General features: G+C 60.7%; 16 protein-coding genes and 1 tRNA gene. 6 read left to right on the forward strand and 11 right to left on the reverse strand.

Annotation, left to right across the window (positions count from 1 at the left end):
- The 3 genes from AC2EAL_RS20740 to AC2EAL_RS20750 all read left to right on the forward strand — a co-directional run.
- Positions 1-1,280 (forward strand): type IV secretory system conjugative DNA transfer family protein (locus tag AC2EAL_RS20740; protein WP_484726147.1); only part of this gene is annotated, 1,280 nt, incomplete at its 5' end.
- An 18-nt stretch (positions 1,281-1,298) separates the two neighbouring features.
- Positions 1,299-2,180: a replication-relaxation family protein gene (locus AC2EAL_RS20745; RefSeq protein ID WP_484726148.1), complete on the forward strand. Its 882-nt coding sequence runs from the start codon at positions 1,299-1,301 to the stop codon at positions 2,178-2,180.
- A gap of 151 nt (positions 2,181-2,331) precedes the next feature.
- Positions 2,332-3,048, forward strand: coding sequence for a DUF932 domain-containing protein (locus tag AC2EAL_RS20750; protein WP_484726149.1), 717 nt, complete (start codon positions 2,332-2,334; stop codon positions 3,046-3,048).
- Between the two features lie 261 nt (positions 3,049-3,309).
- Here AC2EAL_RS20750 and AC2EAL_RS20755 read toward each other — a convergent pair whose 3' ends face one another.
- From AC2EAL_RS20755 to AC2EAL_RS20770, 4 genes are all read right to left on the reverse strand, one after another.
- The gene (locus AC2EAL_RS20755; protein WP_484726150.1) at positions 3,310-4,500 is read right to left on the reverse strand and encodes a trypsin-like serine peptidase; all 1,191 of its coding nucleotides are present in this window, start codon (positions 4,498-4,500) and stop codon (positions 3,310-3,312) included.
- Positions 4,501-4,523: 23 nt separating this feature from the next.
- Positions 4,524-5,468, reverse strand: a complete 945-nt coding sequence (locus tag AC2EAL_RS20760; RefSeq protein WP_484726151.1) for a M12 family metallopeptidase — start codon at positions 5,466-5,468, stop codon at positions 4,524-4,526.
- A gap of 167 nt (positions 5,469-5,635) precedes the next feature.
- Positions 5,636-6,703, reverse strand: coding sequence for a substrate-binding domain-containing protein (locus AC2EAL_RS20765; protein WP_484726152.1), 1,068 nt, complete (start codon positions 6,701-6,703; stop codon positions 5,636-5,638).
- A 164-nt stretch (positions 6,704-6,867) separates the two neighbouring features.
- The gene (locus AC2EAL_RS20770) at positions 6,868-7,050 is read right to left on the reverse strand and encodes a helix-turn-helix transcriptional regulator (RefSeq protein WP_484726153.1); all 183 of its coding nucleotides are present in this window, start codon (positions 7,048-7,050) and stop codon (positions 6,868-6,870) included.
- 197 nt (positions 7,051-7,247) lie between these two features.
- Here AC2EAL_RS20770 and AC2EAL_RS20775 point away from each other — a divergent pair, with 197 nt between their 5' ends.
- On the forward strand, positions 7,248-7,565 hold the full coding sequence (locus AC2EAL_RS20775; protein WP_484726154.1) for an H-NS histone family protein: 318 nt from the start codon (positions 7,248-7,250) through the stop codon (positions 7,563-7,565).
- 145 nt (positions 7,566-7,710) lie between these two features.
- Here the strand turns inward: AC2EAL_RS20775 and AC2EAL_RS20780 are convergent.
- The 6 genes from AC2EAL_RS20780 to dacB form a co-directional block, all read right to left on the reverse strand.
- Positions 7,711-7,786: transfer RNA gene (locus tag AC2EAL_RS20780), tRNA-Phe, on the reverse strand.
- Between the two features lie 59 nt (positions 7,787-7,845).
- Entirely contained in the window at positions 7,846-8,022 is a 177-nt protein-coding gene (locus AC2EAL_RS20785) for a DNA gyrase inhibitor YacG (protein ID WP_484726155.1), read from the reverse strand.
- The gene (locus AC2EAL_RS20790) at positions 8,019-9,056 is read right to left on the reverse strand and encodes a ribonuclease E/G (RefSeq protein ID WP_484726156.1); all 1,038 of its coding nucleotides are present in this window, start codon (positions 9,054-9,056) and stop codon (positions 8,019-8,021) included. Before AC2EAL_RS20790 ends, AC2EAL_RS20785 begins: the two co-directional genes overlap by 4 nt.
- Positions 9,053-9,628 carry a Maf family protein gene (locus AC2EAL_RS20795; protein ID WP_484726157.1) on the reverse strand — a complete coding sequence of 192 codons (576 nt, stop codon included), beginning with the start codon at positions 9,626-9,628 and terminating at the stop codon, positions 9,053-9,055. The genes AC2EAL_RS20790 and AC2EAL_RS20795 overlap by 4 nt, the downstream gene beginning before the upstream one ends.
- A gap of 55 nt (positions 9,629-9,683) precedes the next feature.
- Positions 9,684-9,902 carry a translation initiation factor IF-1 gene (gene infA, locus AC2EAL_RS20800; RefSeq protein WP_484726158.1) on the reverse strand — a complete coding sequence of 73 codons (219 nt, stop codon included), beginning with the start codon at positions 9,900-9,902 and terminating at the stop codon, positions 9,684-9,686.
- Between the two features lie 121 nt (positions 9,903-10,023).
- On the reverse strand, positions 10,024-11,508 hold the full coding sequence (gene dacB, locus AC2EAL_RS20805; RefSeq protein ID WP_484726159.1) for a D-alanyl-D-alanine carboxypeptidase/D-alanyl-D-alanine endopeptidase: 1,485 nt from the start codon (positions 11,506-11,508) through the stop codon (positions 10,024-10,026).
- Positions 11,509-11,655: 147 nt separating this feature from the next.
- Here dacB and AC2EAL_RS20810 point away from each other — a divergent pair, with 147 nt between their 5' ends.
- Positions 11,656-12,531 carry a bifunctional helix-turn-helix transcriptional regulator/GNAT family N-acetyltransferase gene (locus AC2EAL_RS20810; RefSeq protein ID WP_484726160.1) on the forward strand — a complete coding sequence of 292 codons (876 nt, stop codon included), beginning with the start codon at positions 11,656-11,658 and terminating at the stop codon, positions 12,529-12,531.
- A gap of 76 nt (positions 12,532-12,607) precedes the next feature.
- On the opposite strand, the gene AC2EAL_RS20815 is transcribed toward AC2EAL_RS20810, so the two are convergent.
- Complete coding sequence (locus tag AC2EAL_RS20815) at positions 12,608-13,210, reverse strand: nicotinate-nucleotide adenylyltransferase (protein ID WP_484726161.1); 603 nt, start codon at positions 13,208-13,210, stop codon at positions 12,608-12,610.
- A 176-nt stretch (positions 13,211-13,386) separates the two neighbouring features.
- Between AC2EAL_RS20815 and AC2EAL_RS20820 the strand changes: the two genes are divergently transcribed.
- Positions 13,387-13,764 (forward strand): hypothetical protein, encoded by a 378-nt coding sequence (locus tag AC2EAL_RS20820; RefSeq protein ID WP_484726162.1) that lies wholly within the window; start codon positions 13,387-13,389, stop codon positions 13,762-13,764.
- Positions 13,765-13,926 lie beyond the last annotated feature (162 nt).

Genomic DNA, 13,926 nt, shown 5'->3' on the forward strand with positions numbered 1-13,926 from the left:
GGAAAGAAAGGCTGCAGCCGCGCCATCTGCGCCTCCGTCAGCCAGAAAAGGTTGCTCATCGCTCAGTCTCCTTACGGAGGCTGAATCACGCCGCAGACGCAAGATCAATGGGTCCTGACCCTAGTACAATTCTCGCTGCCAAGCATCTTCCCCCAGAACGGATCGTGTTGATCGATCCCGAGGACATTGCCTACCCGGTTGCACTGAACCTTTTTTCAGTGGGTCAGGAGCGCCTCTCGGGCTACAGTGCGGTGGACCAAGAACGCCTTACCAACTCGATCCTTGAGCTCTACGATTTCGTGCTCGGATCACTCTTGGGCTCCGGGATGACGTCCAAACAGAACGTGGTCTTCCGGTATGTGACCCGGCTTATGCTCCACATACCAAACGCAACCATCCACACGCTGCGCGACCTCATGGAGCCGGGTGGAACGGCGAAGTACCAGGTAGCCATCGACCAGCTAGACGGCACGGCACGCAAGTTCTTCGCCAACGAGTTTGATGGCAAAGAATTCACCAACACCAAGGGACAAGTGCTTCGGCGGCTCTACGGCGTGCTTGAGAACCGCACCTTCGAACGGATGTTTTCGCACCCGACCTCTCGCTTCGACATGTTTACGGAGATGAACGCCGGGAAGCTCATTTTGATCAACACGGCCAAGTCGCTGCTGAAAGAACAAGGCACGGAAATCTTCGGCCGCTTCTTCATTGCCTTGATCGCTCAGGCCGCCCAAGAGCGCGCAACCTTGCCCGAATACGACCGGCTTCCTTGTATGGTTTTAGTGGATGAGGCTCAGGACTACTTCGACGAAAACATCGGGATCATCCTCAGTCAGGCGCGCAAGTATCGTGTTGGCATGACGCTGGCGCACCAATACCTCGGGCAGCTTTCTTCGTCCCTGCAGGAGGGCGTCGAGGCCAACACGGCGGTCAAACTGGCAGGCGGTGTCTCAGTTCGGGACTCCCGCGCTCTCGCGGGACAAATGGGGGCAGACCCCGACATGATAGCGAGACAACCCAAGGGGACGTTTGCAGCCTACATCCGTGGTGTCACCGAACGCGCGGTTCCGATTTCCTTTCCGTTCTTTGTCCTGGAGAAATCCCCCAAGACCACAGCTGAAGAGCGGGAAGCTATTCGGGCGTACAGCCGCAAGACCTACGCGCACGAATGGCAGTCACCTGACGACCAAGCAGGATCACTTGACCCAAGCGAAGAGCCGCCATCCGAAAAGCCAAAGAATGGCGACGACGATCCACTTTCTCCTTCCACAGAGCTCTGATTTTGCTAGAATTTCCGCATGGGAAAGCAGGATGCTCTCGGACGTGCAACATTCCATCACATAGCTGCACATTCAGCTGTGCGAGTGACGAATCGAGAGCTTTTGTGGCTCGCACACATCAACCGACATGGGCCGCAACCATCTACTGCCCTCTTTGAACTGACCGTTGCCACACACCGTTGCCGCGACACGAGTCTCCGCGCGCTACAGCGCCTACGGGCAGGCGGTATCCTGTCTCTCCCGCTACAGCAGCGAATGATCGAGCGGGCGGAGTTCAATCCGTACGTCTACGACCTTACCGATCTGGGTCGGGGCCATCTGGAAAATCACGATCTGCTTGAGCCAGCGCTTCGGCCAGCCGGGCACTGGTGGCACGCGTACGGCGTTGGTGCGATCACAGCAGCCATCGAGCGCTGCGGTGCTCTAAGCGGCATCAAGTACATTCCCCCACAAACGATCCTGGATCGAACGAAGTCAGACGTCGCACTTCAGACGCCAGCCGGCGCTGTAGTTCCCGATCAGCTATTTGCCCTCGATTATGGGGGCACATTCCGCGCGTTTCTTTTGGAACATGATCGTGGTTCAGAGCCTCTGGCCTCGAAAGCTGCACGCGAGAGCCTTGATCGAAAACTGCACCGCTACGCACTGGTGACTGCCACCGACATGCATCGCAGACACTACGCCCTGAAGTGCCCGCTCGGTCTGATGTTTACGTTTGCTTCAAGAGCGCGGGCTGCACGGTTCCTCGACCTCGTGACGACAAAATACCCTGTACTGATATCCTCTATAGTTTTCGCGATTCTGAACCCTCGCGATCCACTGCTATTGCGAGCCAGCGAAGTCGTCGCGGAGCCGTGGCAACGCGCATCCGGTGGAACGTTCGAGCTGCTTCGCTCCTAGGTGAACCTGGAACTTCGCCCGGACTGAAGTTTCGCTGTCTATGGACGTCAACGGCATGGCGGTAACCTGACTTCGGACCGTTCCTTCGAGGGCTGCAACAAGTAGCCTGCTTAGTCGGCATGCGTCCTTCCCTACATCAATGGAGATACCCATGACCCTGATGCTCCACACAGGCGGCCAGGCCATCGATTTCGATGACCTCCGCAACCTCCCGACTCCAGACCCCACCGCTAGCCATGTCCCAATCCCCCATCATTCCGTGGTGGATATGGTCCGCTATGCACTCGGGTTCTTCGGGCACGAACTGCTCGAAGAGCATCATGCCGTCACACCCGATGGCATGAACTATTTCGGGGTGTTGTCCCTGAGATCACCCTACGGCGACTATACGGACATGGTCGGCCTTCGGAACAGTCATAAGAAGCAGTTTCCGATTGGCATCGCCATCGGCAGCCGGGTGTTCGTGTGTGACAACCTGGCCTTCCACGCCGACCACGTGATCAGGCGAAAGCACACGGCGAACGCCAAACGAGACCTTCCAGGGCTTGTAAGCGAAGTGATCGAGCCTCTGCAGTCAGCGCGACAGGAACAGGCGGCAACGATCGAGCGGTACAAAGCCATACCCCTGCCCGATCCGCTCGCCGATCAAGCCATAATGGCCATGTATCGGCTTGGGGTGATCAACCTCACTAGGATTGCTGACGTACTGACTGCCTATGAAAGGCCGCCGCACGATTGGGGCGACAAGACCCCGTGGCGACTGTTCAACGCGGCGACCTATACGCTGGCAGGAAAAGTAGCAGAGCACCCAACTGCAACGCGGGTTCTCCACAACGTTATCAATGAGGTTTGTGCTGAGATCGCCTAAACACAACAGGAAGCCTCCAACGGCTTCCTGCTTCTTTTGAATGCGGATTGGTAGTATGACACCACGCACACCCATCCGACCCAAATGGCCCAAGGGAAATAGCTATGAGACATCCAATAAAAAAAATCGCAACGAGACTAAAGTGTAAGCGCTGGACTTACAAAGACAAATGGATGATGAAATGCACATTCAGACCTAGACTTCTTGAAAAACCTTCCATCGAAAACAGCTTTCCTCGGGACCACATACTCACGCGAAGAACTAATTCCTTAGAGCAATTCCATAGTTATCAGCAGGTACAGATTCCCCATCGCACAGAGCGTTGAGATTTCTCTTGCCTCCGGTATGTACTCCAGCAATACGAACTTTTCCATCCTGAAAAACTAGAATCGGAGCCCCGGATAATCCACCCTGGGTTTGACAATTGTGGAAGATACGACCGTCACTTCTGCCGAGCAATACACACGACCTATCGAAAGTAATTGAGATGAACCTCTTCAACAGCTGCTGCTCAGAAACACCATCATGCAGCAATAGCGGCTTCAGATAGGGATTCCTTCCTACCAAGTAGAGAGGAGAATAAGGCTCGAGGCTCGTAGACGCCGCCGGAATGCCAACCTCTTCCGGCAGCTTCGCTCCGCCATCAATAGAAAACACCGCTATATCCTCATTTGTAGAATTGATCGCGCGACCCTCTAAACTACCAATAGTGTCAGCAAGATCAATTTCTATCGTCCCGCCCGCAAAACTGGAAAACACCAAACTTTGGTGCACCTTCTTGATTCTCCAATTCTGCGAATTGTCCACTCGCTCCTTCTCACTAATCGCACAGTGAGCTGCCGTTACCAAGAAATGGGACCCTGCAGTATCCGTCATAATTGCGGCAGCACAACTCGCCGCTTCGCCAGATGCACGTAGGTCACCGACCGACTGAAGAATTCGATCTACTTCTCCAGGCAGAAGCATGTAGGTTAGAATGTTTGTCGTCTCCGGGTTAAGGCATGCACCATAACCACCATTAGGGTCTGTGACGGAGGCTAAGCTTGTCACGCAAGAATCAACATAGTTGCGAACGGCGGTTGCCTGCTTCGGGTCAGTCCAGTCAATATCCGGCTGCCCCTCTCTAATCGGCCGAAAAACGTCATGCAACATCAACGTGGCGTCAGAGCAAGACTGCTCTTTCTTGCGAGAGAATAGAGATTGCCGCCAATAGTCCTCCGGCTTCAGATCAATCGAGGCACAGGCCGCGGACGCACGATCCAAAAACCTTTCGGCGCTGGAAACAAAGTCCACACTCTGATCTACTCTTATTAAATCAAACGCGGCATCTGGAACCCTATCGGGCAAAACTTCACATTCCGGTAGGTCCTGAGCATCACTGCCAATCGGAAGAATCGCGCTTGCGGAAAGAACCATCCAGAAGATATACTCAGCGGCGTAGGGTCGCCTCATGATTTCATCCCTCAACTCCAATACTAGTTTCTCGAATAGGCGCGCGAAAGTAGTTCGAGGTCAAGCGCACTCGGCTGGCAGCGTTGGCCAACTTTCTGACATCTGCTTTCTTTAGGTAAATCCTTAGCACATGCAGAGAATCTCCTCATTCCTTCCGCCGTCAATTTGAACCAAGCCCTCCCGGACTCCGGAGTTTGCCACTCACTATAGTGGACAATTGAGCAAAGATCGTAGACTGTCGCGAGCCTTGAAATAGGGGTTGTCTTGTAGTTGCTCTGTTCTCTTGCAAACGCTTCGACTGCTAGGAACTGGTCTCGATCAGGACGCTGGTGTTCATGCATTAGTCCAAGCACGTGCGCAAATTCATGAACCACCGCCCCCAAACTACACTCCGCGTTCAACTCCATGAAATTCTTAGGAGATTTTCTATAGCCCACTGTTGCGGCGCAGTGCCAGCCGTCGCCAGGAGCATCAACGATTGAAAGAATGTCTAGCTCGCCCTGTTCTGCCGGGACAATTTCTACAATATTGTAGCTATTCCAGAGTTCGATAGCGTCGTTAATCTTCTTTATGAGGCCCTGATCTGTGATGCTTGCGTCGATCTTAAACGGAATCCGACCGTTAGGCCAAAGTTCCACTCTCGGAGGTATGGCCGACTCGGATCCCGGATCGTCAAGACCGTTTAGCACTAGTGACCTCCAGAACGCTATGTCGCTGCCTACTTCCTCGTCCGACCCCAGAATTAGGTCTAGGGCATTTATGTTGCTTTCGCGCTGAATGTCTTTGTGAAGTCCGAGTATTGTATCTCCCCCTACCATGGCATTTTCGCCAACCTTCTGGTAAGTTATCATTGTCTTCTCGCCGAAGAGACTGATTAGGACAGTGTACTCTGTGCCAACCTCTGGCGCTTCAGCAGGCTCTTCCGCCGTCTTCGATTCAGGCACTTCGGCCTGGGCGAGCGTCGGCATGAGTACGATAGAGAGTACAATACTGGAGATAGATGCAGCAAGCAGCTGTAGCAGTCGAGGCAAGAACATGCGGCATTCTCCTAACTAATCCTCTAGGCTGACTTACGTCAGCAGGTTCTGCGGAGCGATAGCCAATTCAATCGGTGATTAGCTACAGCTGAGTGCCACTAGCCCCAGCACATTCGTAATCCTTCGTCTGAACTAATAGACGGCATGGCTTCCAATGGCAGGTCCGTCACTAGTTCCGTAGGAACAGGCATGCAGGTCTTTGGATCTTTACAGCAAGCTGGGACTTCAGTGGTGTCTGGGCGAAAATTGCCCACTTTCGGGCATTCCACCCGGGCGTCTTCTGGCCTGGTGCCGTCTTTGGCAAATGCCGCTATTACTTCAATTCCACGTGACGCCATGGTCCGAGGATATTGCTGCGCGGTCGCGCCGATCACGCCTGACCTGACCGAAGACACGCCCGGGCAGCCGCCATCAATTGAAACGATGACTGCCTGATCCTCCTTTTGTGCATTCTTGAGGGCCTGGAAGGCGCCTTCGGCGGCTGGTTCATTGATCGTAAAGACGACGTCGATGTCTGAGTCCTTGGCAAGTAGAGTTTCCATGGCATGGAGGCCGCCCTCGGCGTTCCCGAACGATGATTCCCGACCAACAATGCGCGGGTCCGAAAGGTCGAGAACTCCGAAACCCGACAGGAAGCCTTCTTGACGCAGCACGTCTACCCAAAGGGAGTCTTCATTCAGTCCCAAAAGGGCAATCTTTGCGTTTGACGCATTTTCACCCATTCGGGCCTTTGCCCACTGTCCAATTTTAAAGCCCGCTTCGAAATCATCGGTTGATATCGAATAGTCCTGCGCTTCCGGGTCTGCGAGTGGCGTGTCCAGTGTGATGACCAGAATCCCGGCATCGCGGGCGACCTTTAGAGCCGACCCGACTGAGTCGTTCGTCGGCGTGATTAGGATGCCCTTCGCGTCAGCGGCAACACAGTTCTCAATCGCGAAGATTTGCGAATCGGCGTCGCCATCGACTTGACCGGCAAAAGCCTTGAAGTCAAGGCCGGCAGTTTCGGCGGCGGCTTCGGCGCCTTGTCTCATAGCTATAAAAAAGGGATTTGTATCGGTCTTTGTGATCAAGCAGGCCAAATCAGCAGCATCCGACGAATCGATTGCGCAAGTGTTTAGGAGTGCAGCAAGAAAGAGAGCATCAGTTAACGCATTCGGAAAGCGCATGTTGCCTCCAAACTAGAATTAACATTCTTCAGTAAGACACAAAGCAACCGATTCTGGAACAATTAAATGATCCTTCTCGGTGAAAAGGCATTCACAACAGTTCTTAAAACGGGTGACCGGATTCTGCAGACCCGGTCACCCGCGCTCCCACTCGGGGAGTGTCGTCAGGTATCGCGGCGCTTGAGCCTGTCTTGAAGCCAGTCTAGCACTTCACTCTCTACCCATCCGACCCGGTTCGGCCCGAGGTTGACCCGCTTGGGGAATTCTCCGGCCTTCTCCAGCCTCGCGACGTGTTGCGGCGAGTACAGGACCAACTCCTTGAGCTGGCGCTTTGAAAGTATCCTCATCACGATCTCTCCATGGTGAAGAGCATCGCGATGCCCAGGTTACGACGTTCCTAGGTTTGTGCAGAATAGAGCGATAGTTCTTGCCGTGCCATAGTGTTGTAGCGCTGCGTGATGGTCTCAAACAGGACCGAAAGGCACGATGATTGAACCCCGGCACGGTTTTCGACTAGAATCTGTCGCATGACATGGAGGTACAAATGGGCAGTATTGACTTGAACTCTCTGAACTTGGCTGAACTAAAACAGCTTTCGAAGGACGTGGCAAAAGCGATCTCAGGGTTTGAGGATAGAAAGAAGTCTGAGGCTCGCGCTGCCCTCGAAGCTCAAGCTAAGGAGCTCGGGTTCACCCTGGGTGAGCTACTCGGAGTTGGCGGCGGAAAGACCCGCTCACCTGCCACTGCGAAGTACCGCCACCCCGAGAATGCTTCGATCACCTGGTCTGGCCGTGGGAGGAAGCCCCACTGGTTCTCCGACGCAATCGCGAAGGGTATCTCGCCGGAATCGCTTGCTGTGTAGACCCGCGCCTTTAGGTCTCTTCCGGGCGCGGGCGTGCCGCGCCTGGACATCCCAGTTCATCGATCAATTAAAGGTGGCCCAAAAGGTGGGCCAGATTTCCGGCGATCAATAGGACGCTTAGTTTTCAGCTACTTAGGAGATCAAGTGGTGCCCAGAGCCGGAATCGAACCAGCGACACGCGGATTTTCAATCCGCTGCTCTACCAACTGAGCTATCTGGGCACCGTTTGGTGGGCGGGTGATACCCAAGCGGCCGGGGGCTGTCCAGAGGGAAAACGCCCCTAGTGCGCCTTGGGTGGAGCGTCGGTCTCGACCGGGTCCTCGGCCTCGTCTTCGGTCTCGGCGGGGATGCGGTAGCCCTCGGTCAGCCAGCGGCCAAGGTCCACATCGGCGCAGCGGCGGCTGCAGAACGGGCGGTAGTCGGCCACCGTGGGCTTGCCGCAGATCGGACAGGTCATGGCAGAAGCTCCGTCAAGGGCAGGCGGTCGCGCTTGCGGGTCAGTTCGTAAAGTCCAAGCGCCGTCCAGCCCGCCAGGTTCGCCTCGCCGTCGGTCTTGAACGCCGCCTTCAGGACCTGGTCCAGGATGTGACGGTCGCGTTTCGGCATCGGCGCGAAGTCCACCACCACCTGGCCGCCGAGGCCTCGCAGGCGCAGCTGGCGAGGCAGGTCGCGGGCGGCGGCGACATTGGCCTTCAGGCTTGCGGCCGGGGAGGTGTCAGGGCCGGTGTTCACATCGACGGCCACAAGCGCGCGGGTTGGTTCGATTGCCATATGTGCCCCGCCCTCCAGCGTCACACGGGCGCTGCGCAGGGCCTCCAGCGCCTCGGTCACACCATGGCGTTCGAAGCTTTCCGGTTCGGTGTCGGCATCATCCACCGCCGGGTCCAGCCAGTCGCGGAAGGCCAGGTCATGCGCCGACGGCCCGTCGACCAGCAATTCCGGCCCGCCCGTGACATCGGCCAGCACCGCCTCCGCGAGGCCCCGCATCGCGGCGATGTCCTCGACCACCGCCTGATCCTCGGCCTCAAGGCAGCCCGAGCGCAGGATCAGCCCCAGCCCCGCCGCAGCCCCTGCCATCCCGGCCTCGGCCATGGCCGACAGTTCGGCCCGGCGCTCCTCGTCCTTGATCCGGCGGCTGATGTTCAGCCCCGGCGCATCGGGGGTAATGATCGCAAAGCGCGACTTGAACAGAAGCCGCGTGGTGACCGGCACGGCCTTGCCGGCTTCCGCCGGGCCAGTGACCTGCACCAGCAGCCGCTGGCCAGGGGCAACGCCGGAAATCTGGCGCAGAAAGCCCGACCCACCCGGCAACTTGACGAAGATGCCGCCCTGCCCCTTCACCGGACGATCCGCCACCGCTCGGTAGATCGCGCCGGGCAGAGCCACGTCGTCCGCGGGGTCGATGGCCAGCTCTTCCAGCCGTCCGTCCACCATGAGCGCCGCCGCCTGCCGCCCTCCCAACTCGTCCAGAACCAGCAGCCGTCCCTTCATTCCTGCCTCCAGACCGGATAGCCGACAGCCGTCAACAATGCGGCCGTCTCTGCCACCGGCAGACCCATGATGCCGGTGAAGGACCCGGAAATCCACGGGATCAGCGCCCCCGCCAGCCCCTGGATGCCATAGCCCCCGGCCTTGCCTTGCCATTCACCGCTTGCGAGATAGGCGTTCAGCTCGGCATCCGACAGCCGCTTCATCTTGACCGTGCTGACGCTATCCCGCACCAGCACGCGGTCGCCCCGCCGCACCGCGATGCCCGTGATCACCTGATGCCGTCGCCCGGCCAGCGCCGTCAGGAAGGCGGCCGCCTCGCCAGCATCCTCGGGCTTGCCAAGGATCCGGCGGCCCAGCGCAACCGTGGTATCGGCGCACAACACCACGTCATCCGGACCCGCAGGCACGGCCAGAGCCTTTTCCCGCGCCAGTCGCAGGGCATAGGGGCGCGGCAATTCACCCTTCCGCGGGTCCTCGTCGATGTCAGGGGGCAGGATCAGGTCGGGCACGATGCCAAGCCCCGCCAGCAGTTCCTTGCGACGCGGGCTGCCTGATCCCAGGATAAGCCGCATCAGTCAGCCACGCGCATCTTGACCCGAAAGCCGGTGCCCACGTTTCGCGCTGCGCTCACTTGAAGCGATAGTTGATGCGACCCTTCGACAGGTCGTAGGGGGTCATCTCGACCTGTACCTTGTCGCCCGCCAGAACCCGGATGCGGTTCTTGCGCATCTTGCCTGCCATCGTTGCGATCAGTTCATGGCCGTTCTCGAGTTCGACCCGGAATGTCGCGTTTGGCAGGAGTTCCTTCACGACGCCGGGGAATTCGAGAGTGTCTTCCTTGGCCATGGTCTCTCCATTGCAGATGGGCCCACGGGGAGGTCCCGCAGGCGTCCGGGGCGCCGTATGCCCCCGACAGGTCCGGTTTTCAAGTGGATTCGTGCAGGCGTGGCTGCGCACCCGCCTTGTATCAGCCGAAGGCCCCGGCCCAGCGGCTGATCAGCTGGCCTTGCAGCCGCCGCGCCCGCTTGGTCCAAGCGCCCGACCCTTCCGGGTCCTCGCGCAAGGCCACCGGCACCGCATCGCGTCGTTCGGGATCGCCCGAGAAGATCGCAAAAACCAGCTCGCGCCCCGGCGCGGGCACCAGCACATGCCCAGCCAGGCCCGAGACGAAATTCAGCGTCCCCGACTTGGCAAGCACGGTGACCGGGTGGCCCTTGATCTCTTTCCCGGCATCGTCCCGCATGCCCACATTGCGCAGGATGTCGCGCAGGCCCCGCCGGTCCAGGTCAGCGCGCTGCAGCACCCGCGCCATGCCCAGCGCCGTGACCCGGGACCGCCCGCCAAGGCCGGAATGATCGCGCAAATCGAAGCGCTCGCTGAACGTCGCCGCGACCCAGTCCGACATCGCCCGGCCCGAGGCCTCCAGCGAGGCCTGGCCGGATGCCGTCAGCCCCACGCATTCCGCCGTGAGGTTGGTCGAATAGCGCAGCATGTCGCGCAGGACCTCGGTCAGGGGTTCGCTTTCGACACGGCCCAGTTCCGTGCCCACCGGCAGCGCGCCCACCCGCTCACCCGCGTCCAGCCGGATGCCCTGCGCCCGGGCGAGCGTCCGGAACACCTCGGCCACATAGGCCCCGGGATCGCGGACCGGCAACCAGCGGCTGCCGCCCTTGCCCAGGGCGCCCGAGGCGACGGTCCATTCCTCGACGCGACCGGGGGAATAGGTGAACAGCGGCGCCTCGCGCTGCGCCACGTCGACCCGGACCATGTTGACGGCGGGCAGAAACCGTTCACCCCGCGCGTCGACGGTGGTGCGCCACTGGCCGTCCACTTTCTTCCACTCGAAGTGCACCCGGTTGAAGTTCAGGCACAGGCCGGAAATCGCGGCGTTGTAGCCGACATGGTCCGGCTGATCCTCGGCAATGCCGCGAAGCGCGGGCAAGGCACCGTCCCAATACAGGAACCGCCCCGTCGCGCCCTTCAGGCCCGACTGCGCCAGCCGTGCGACCAGGTCGCCCAGCTGGTCGGTCTGCAGCGTCGGGTCCCCGCCACCGGCCAACACCAGATCGCCCTGGACCACCCCGCCCTGCACCGGCCCGGTCGCCAGCACCCGCGTGGCAAAGCGGTAGGACGGCCCTAGCTTGTCCAGCGCATAAAGCGAGGTCACCGCCTTCGCCACGCTGGCCGGCGGCATGGCCTGGTCCGCCTGGCGGCTTTGCAGCACCGCGCCGGTCCTTGCATCCATCACCACGAAGGTAACCGCCCCGCCCAGCTTGGCCGCCGTGATTAGCGCGTCAGCATCGACGGTCCCGCGCGCGACGGACGGTGCCGCAGGTGCCGACTTGCCGCCCCGCGCCACCGGCCGGGGAGAGCTGTCCATCACCTCGGCCACCGCCGGAAGGGCCGCCCCCGCCAGAAGCCCGGCCAGCATGGCCCGCCGCGAAATCACCATCCCACCTCCAAGCGCCACGCAAGCGTCGGCAGGGACATAACCGCAAGCCTGCCGATTCCGCCAGTCTGCAATGCCGCCCGAGAATCCCACTTGCGTGAGGCTAATATCTGACTAATGTCAGGCAAAATATCTGACCAAGGTCCGACAATGCTTGACGCCATCGCCCGCCTCCGCCGCTTCAACCGCGCCGTCACGCGTGAGGTAGGCGCGCTCGACACCTCCTTCCTCGGCCGGGGCCGCCCCCTCGGCATGGCGCGGGTCCTGCAGCTGGTGCGCCCCGAAGGCACCGATGTCGCCCTGATCCGCGACCGGCTCGACCTCGACTCCGGTCTCACCAGCCGCTTCCTGCGGTCCCTGGAAGGCGAAGGCCTGATCGAAACCGCCACCGACCCTGACGACCGCCGCCGCCGCATCGCCCGCCTGACCCCGAAGGGCCAGGCCGAAATGGCCGCCTACGAGGCCATCGGTTACGACCGCGCCGCGAAACTCATCGCCCGAGCAGGCACCCGGGCGACCGAGCTTGTCGCGGCAATGGACCTGATCGCCACGCTTCTGAACCGCGACCAGCTGCAGATCCTTGAGGCCGACCCCGACAGCCCCGAGGCGCTGGCCTGCCAGCGGGCCTATTTCGACGAAATCCTCGCCCGGGTGGCCATCGCGAAGCCCGAATACTTCCCGCTGCCCGACCCCGGCGCGGGCAGTTATCGCCCGCCCCGTGGCCGCTTCCTGGTCGCCTGGTCCGACGACCTGCCCGTCGGCTGCGTGGCGCTTCGCGCGCTGGATGACCGCACCGGAGAGGTCAAGCGCCTCTGGGTCGATGCCTCGGCCCGGGGCCAGGGCCTGTCACGCCGGCTGATGACTGCGATCGAGGCCGAGGCGCGGTCGATGGGCTACCAGCGCCTGCGGCTCGACACCAACTCGGCCCTGACCGAGGCGATTGCGCTTTACCGTGCGACGGGCTGGACCGACATCCCGCCCTACACCACAGCGCCTGCGGATGTCTGGATGGAAAAGGTGCTCTGAAGCCTCCTCGTTCGACTTCGTCTCCTCGTCGGAACGCCCCCGCGACGAGAAGCCGAAGGCGAACGAGGAGCTACCCCTAGCGCCCCGACCTCCACCCGCCTCGCGCCCGGATCTCGGTGGATGACGCATCGTTCATCGGCAGGTTCACGAAGGCCCAAACCGGCGGCTTTCGCCCGCGCAGGGTCTCACCCCGGTCGACCTGGTTCACCCGGAACGCCCGCGCCGCCACCGACAGCCGCGCTTGCACCCCGGACCCCGGGCGCGCCAGCACCCCCACCGGCACCGCCCGCAGGATGTCGCGCCAGCGCCCCCAGCGGTGGAACTGCACCAGATTGTCCGCCCCCATCAGCCAGACGAAGGTCACACCGGGATAGATCGCCTGCAGCCGGTCGATGGTATCCGCCGTCGCCCGCGTCCCCAGGTCCGCCTCCAGCGCCGTGATCCGCACCCTCGGGTCCCGCATCACCGCCTTTGCCCGCGCAAGCCGATCCGCCATCGGTGCCGGCTGCCGCGCCTTCAACGGGTTCGCTGGCGTCACCAGCCACCAGACCTGGTCCAGCCCCATCCGCTTCAAGGCTTCCCGCGTGATATGCACATGCCCCTCATGCGCCGGATCGAACGACCCGCCGAGCAGCCCCACGACCATCCCCCTGGTCGCCACTGGAAACCCCTGCCGCATTGGCGCCTCTCCGTCCCTCCGCGCCAATTGATCCGAAGCCACCCGGCATGACAATGCCCAGCAACGCCCCTTCCGCTCAATTCCGGACAGGTGCCAATCCCGCAGTATCGCTTGTGTCCCTGATCGGGGTTCGCTACCGCTACGCTTTCGCACCTCAACCCGAAGGAGAGTAAACCGTGCCCCTGTTCCGCCCCCTGCTCGCAGCCGCCCTTGCCGCCAGCCTGACATTGTCCGCCTGTGTCAGCGAAGAAGGCGCGGCCGAGCGTCGCGGCAACCTGATCGCCCAGATCTTCCCCGACCCCCTCGACCGCCAGGGCATCTTCCTCGCCTTCCCGTTGGAAAGCGGCGGCGGCCTCGGCTCGATCGAGATCATCTGGTTCGAAAGCGAGGTGACCCAGGGCGAGGTCGTCCGCCGTGTCCAGGGGGCCTGCGCCCGTACCCCCTCGCCGGGCTTCGACGGCCAGGTCGGGATCCGCAAGGACCTCGGCACGACGACCATCGACACCGCCTCCGGCCCGCGCACCGCGCGCCAGGTGTTCTTCCAGTGCGTCTAGCGTAAACGGAGCCAGGGGGCCGGAACCTTCCGGCCCCGCCTTGCGGCTGTTGACCGCAAAGGCCCTTCCATTACAATGCCCTGCAAGACGCGGCCCAAGATGCTGGGAAACCAGTGGGCCGAGGCTTCCCCGGCCGCATGAGTAGCAGTTGTGACATTCGGC

This window comes from Tabrizicola sp. T74 (genome assembly GCF_057219935.1).

What these genes read in the sequence shown, in the direction of transcription:
- AC2EAL_RS20755 (WP_484726150.1), bottom strand. Translation starts at nt 4,500, where the DNA reads ATGAGGCGACCCTACGCCGCTGAGTATATCTTCTGGATGGTTCTTTCC.
- AC2EAL_RS20750 (WP_484726149.1), top strand. Translation starts at nt 2,332, where the DNA reads ATGACCCTGATGCTCCACACAGGCGGCCAGGCCATCGATTTCGATGAC.
- AC2EAL_RS20815 (WP_484726161.1), bottom strand. Translation starts at nt 13,210, where the DNA reads ATGCGGCAGGGGTTTCCAGTGGCGACCAGGGGGATGGTCGTGGGGCTG.
- AC2EAL_RS20795 (WP_484726157.1), bottom strand. Translation starts at nt 9,628, where the DNA reads ATGCGGCTTATCCTGGGATCAGGCAGCCCGCGTCGCAAGGAACTGCTG.
- dacB (WP_484726159.1), bottom strand. Translation starts at nt 11,508, where the DNA reads ATGGTGATTTCGCGGCGGGCCATGCTGGCCGGGCTTCTGGCGGGGGCG.
- AC2EAL_RS20810 (WP_484726160.1), top strand. Translation starts at nt 11,656, where the DNA reads ATGCTTGACGCCATCGCCCGCCTCCGCCGCTTCAACCGCGCCGTCACG.
- AC2EAL_RS20745 (WP_484726148.1), top strand. Translation starts at nt 1,299, where the DNA reads ATGGGAAAGCAGGATGCTCTCGGACGTGCAACATTCCATCACATAGCT.
- AC2EAL_RS20785 (WP_484726155.1), bottom strand. Translation starts at nt 8,022, where the DNA reads ATGACCTGTCCGATCTGCGGCAAGCCCACGGTGGCCGACTACCGCCCG.
- infA (WP_484726158.1), bottom strand. Translation starts at nt 9,902, where the DNA reads ATGGCCAAGGAAGACACTCTCGAATTCCCCGGCGTCGTGAAGGAACTC.
- AC2EAL_RS20770 (WP_484726153.1), bottom strand. Translation starts at nt 7,050, where the DNA reads ATGAGGATACTTTCAAAGCGCCAGCTCAAGGAGTTGGTCCTGTACTCG.
- AC2EAL_RS20765 (WP_484726152.1), bottom strand. Translation starts at nt 6,703, where the DNA reads ATGCGCTTTCCGAATGCGTTAACTGATGCTCTCTTTCTTGCTGCACTC.
- AC2EAL_RS20760 (WP_484726151.1), bottom strand. Translation starts at nt 5,468, where the DNA reads ATGCCGACGCTCGCCCAGGCCGAAGTGCCTGAATCGAAGACGGCGGAA.
- AC2EAL_RS20790 (WP_484726156.1), bottom strand. Translation starts at nt 9,056, where the DNA reads ATGAAGGGACGGCTGCTGGTTCTGGACGAGTTGGGAGGGCGGCAGGCG.
- AC2EAL_RS20775 (WP_484726154.1), top strand. Translation starts at nt 7,248, where the DNA reads ATGGGCAGTATTGACTTGAACTCTCTGAACTTGGCTGAACTAAAACAG.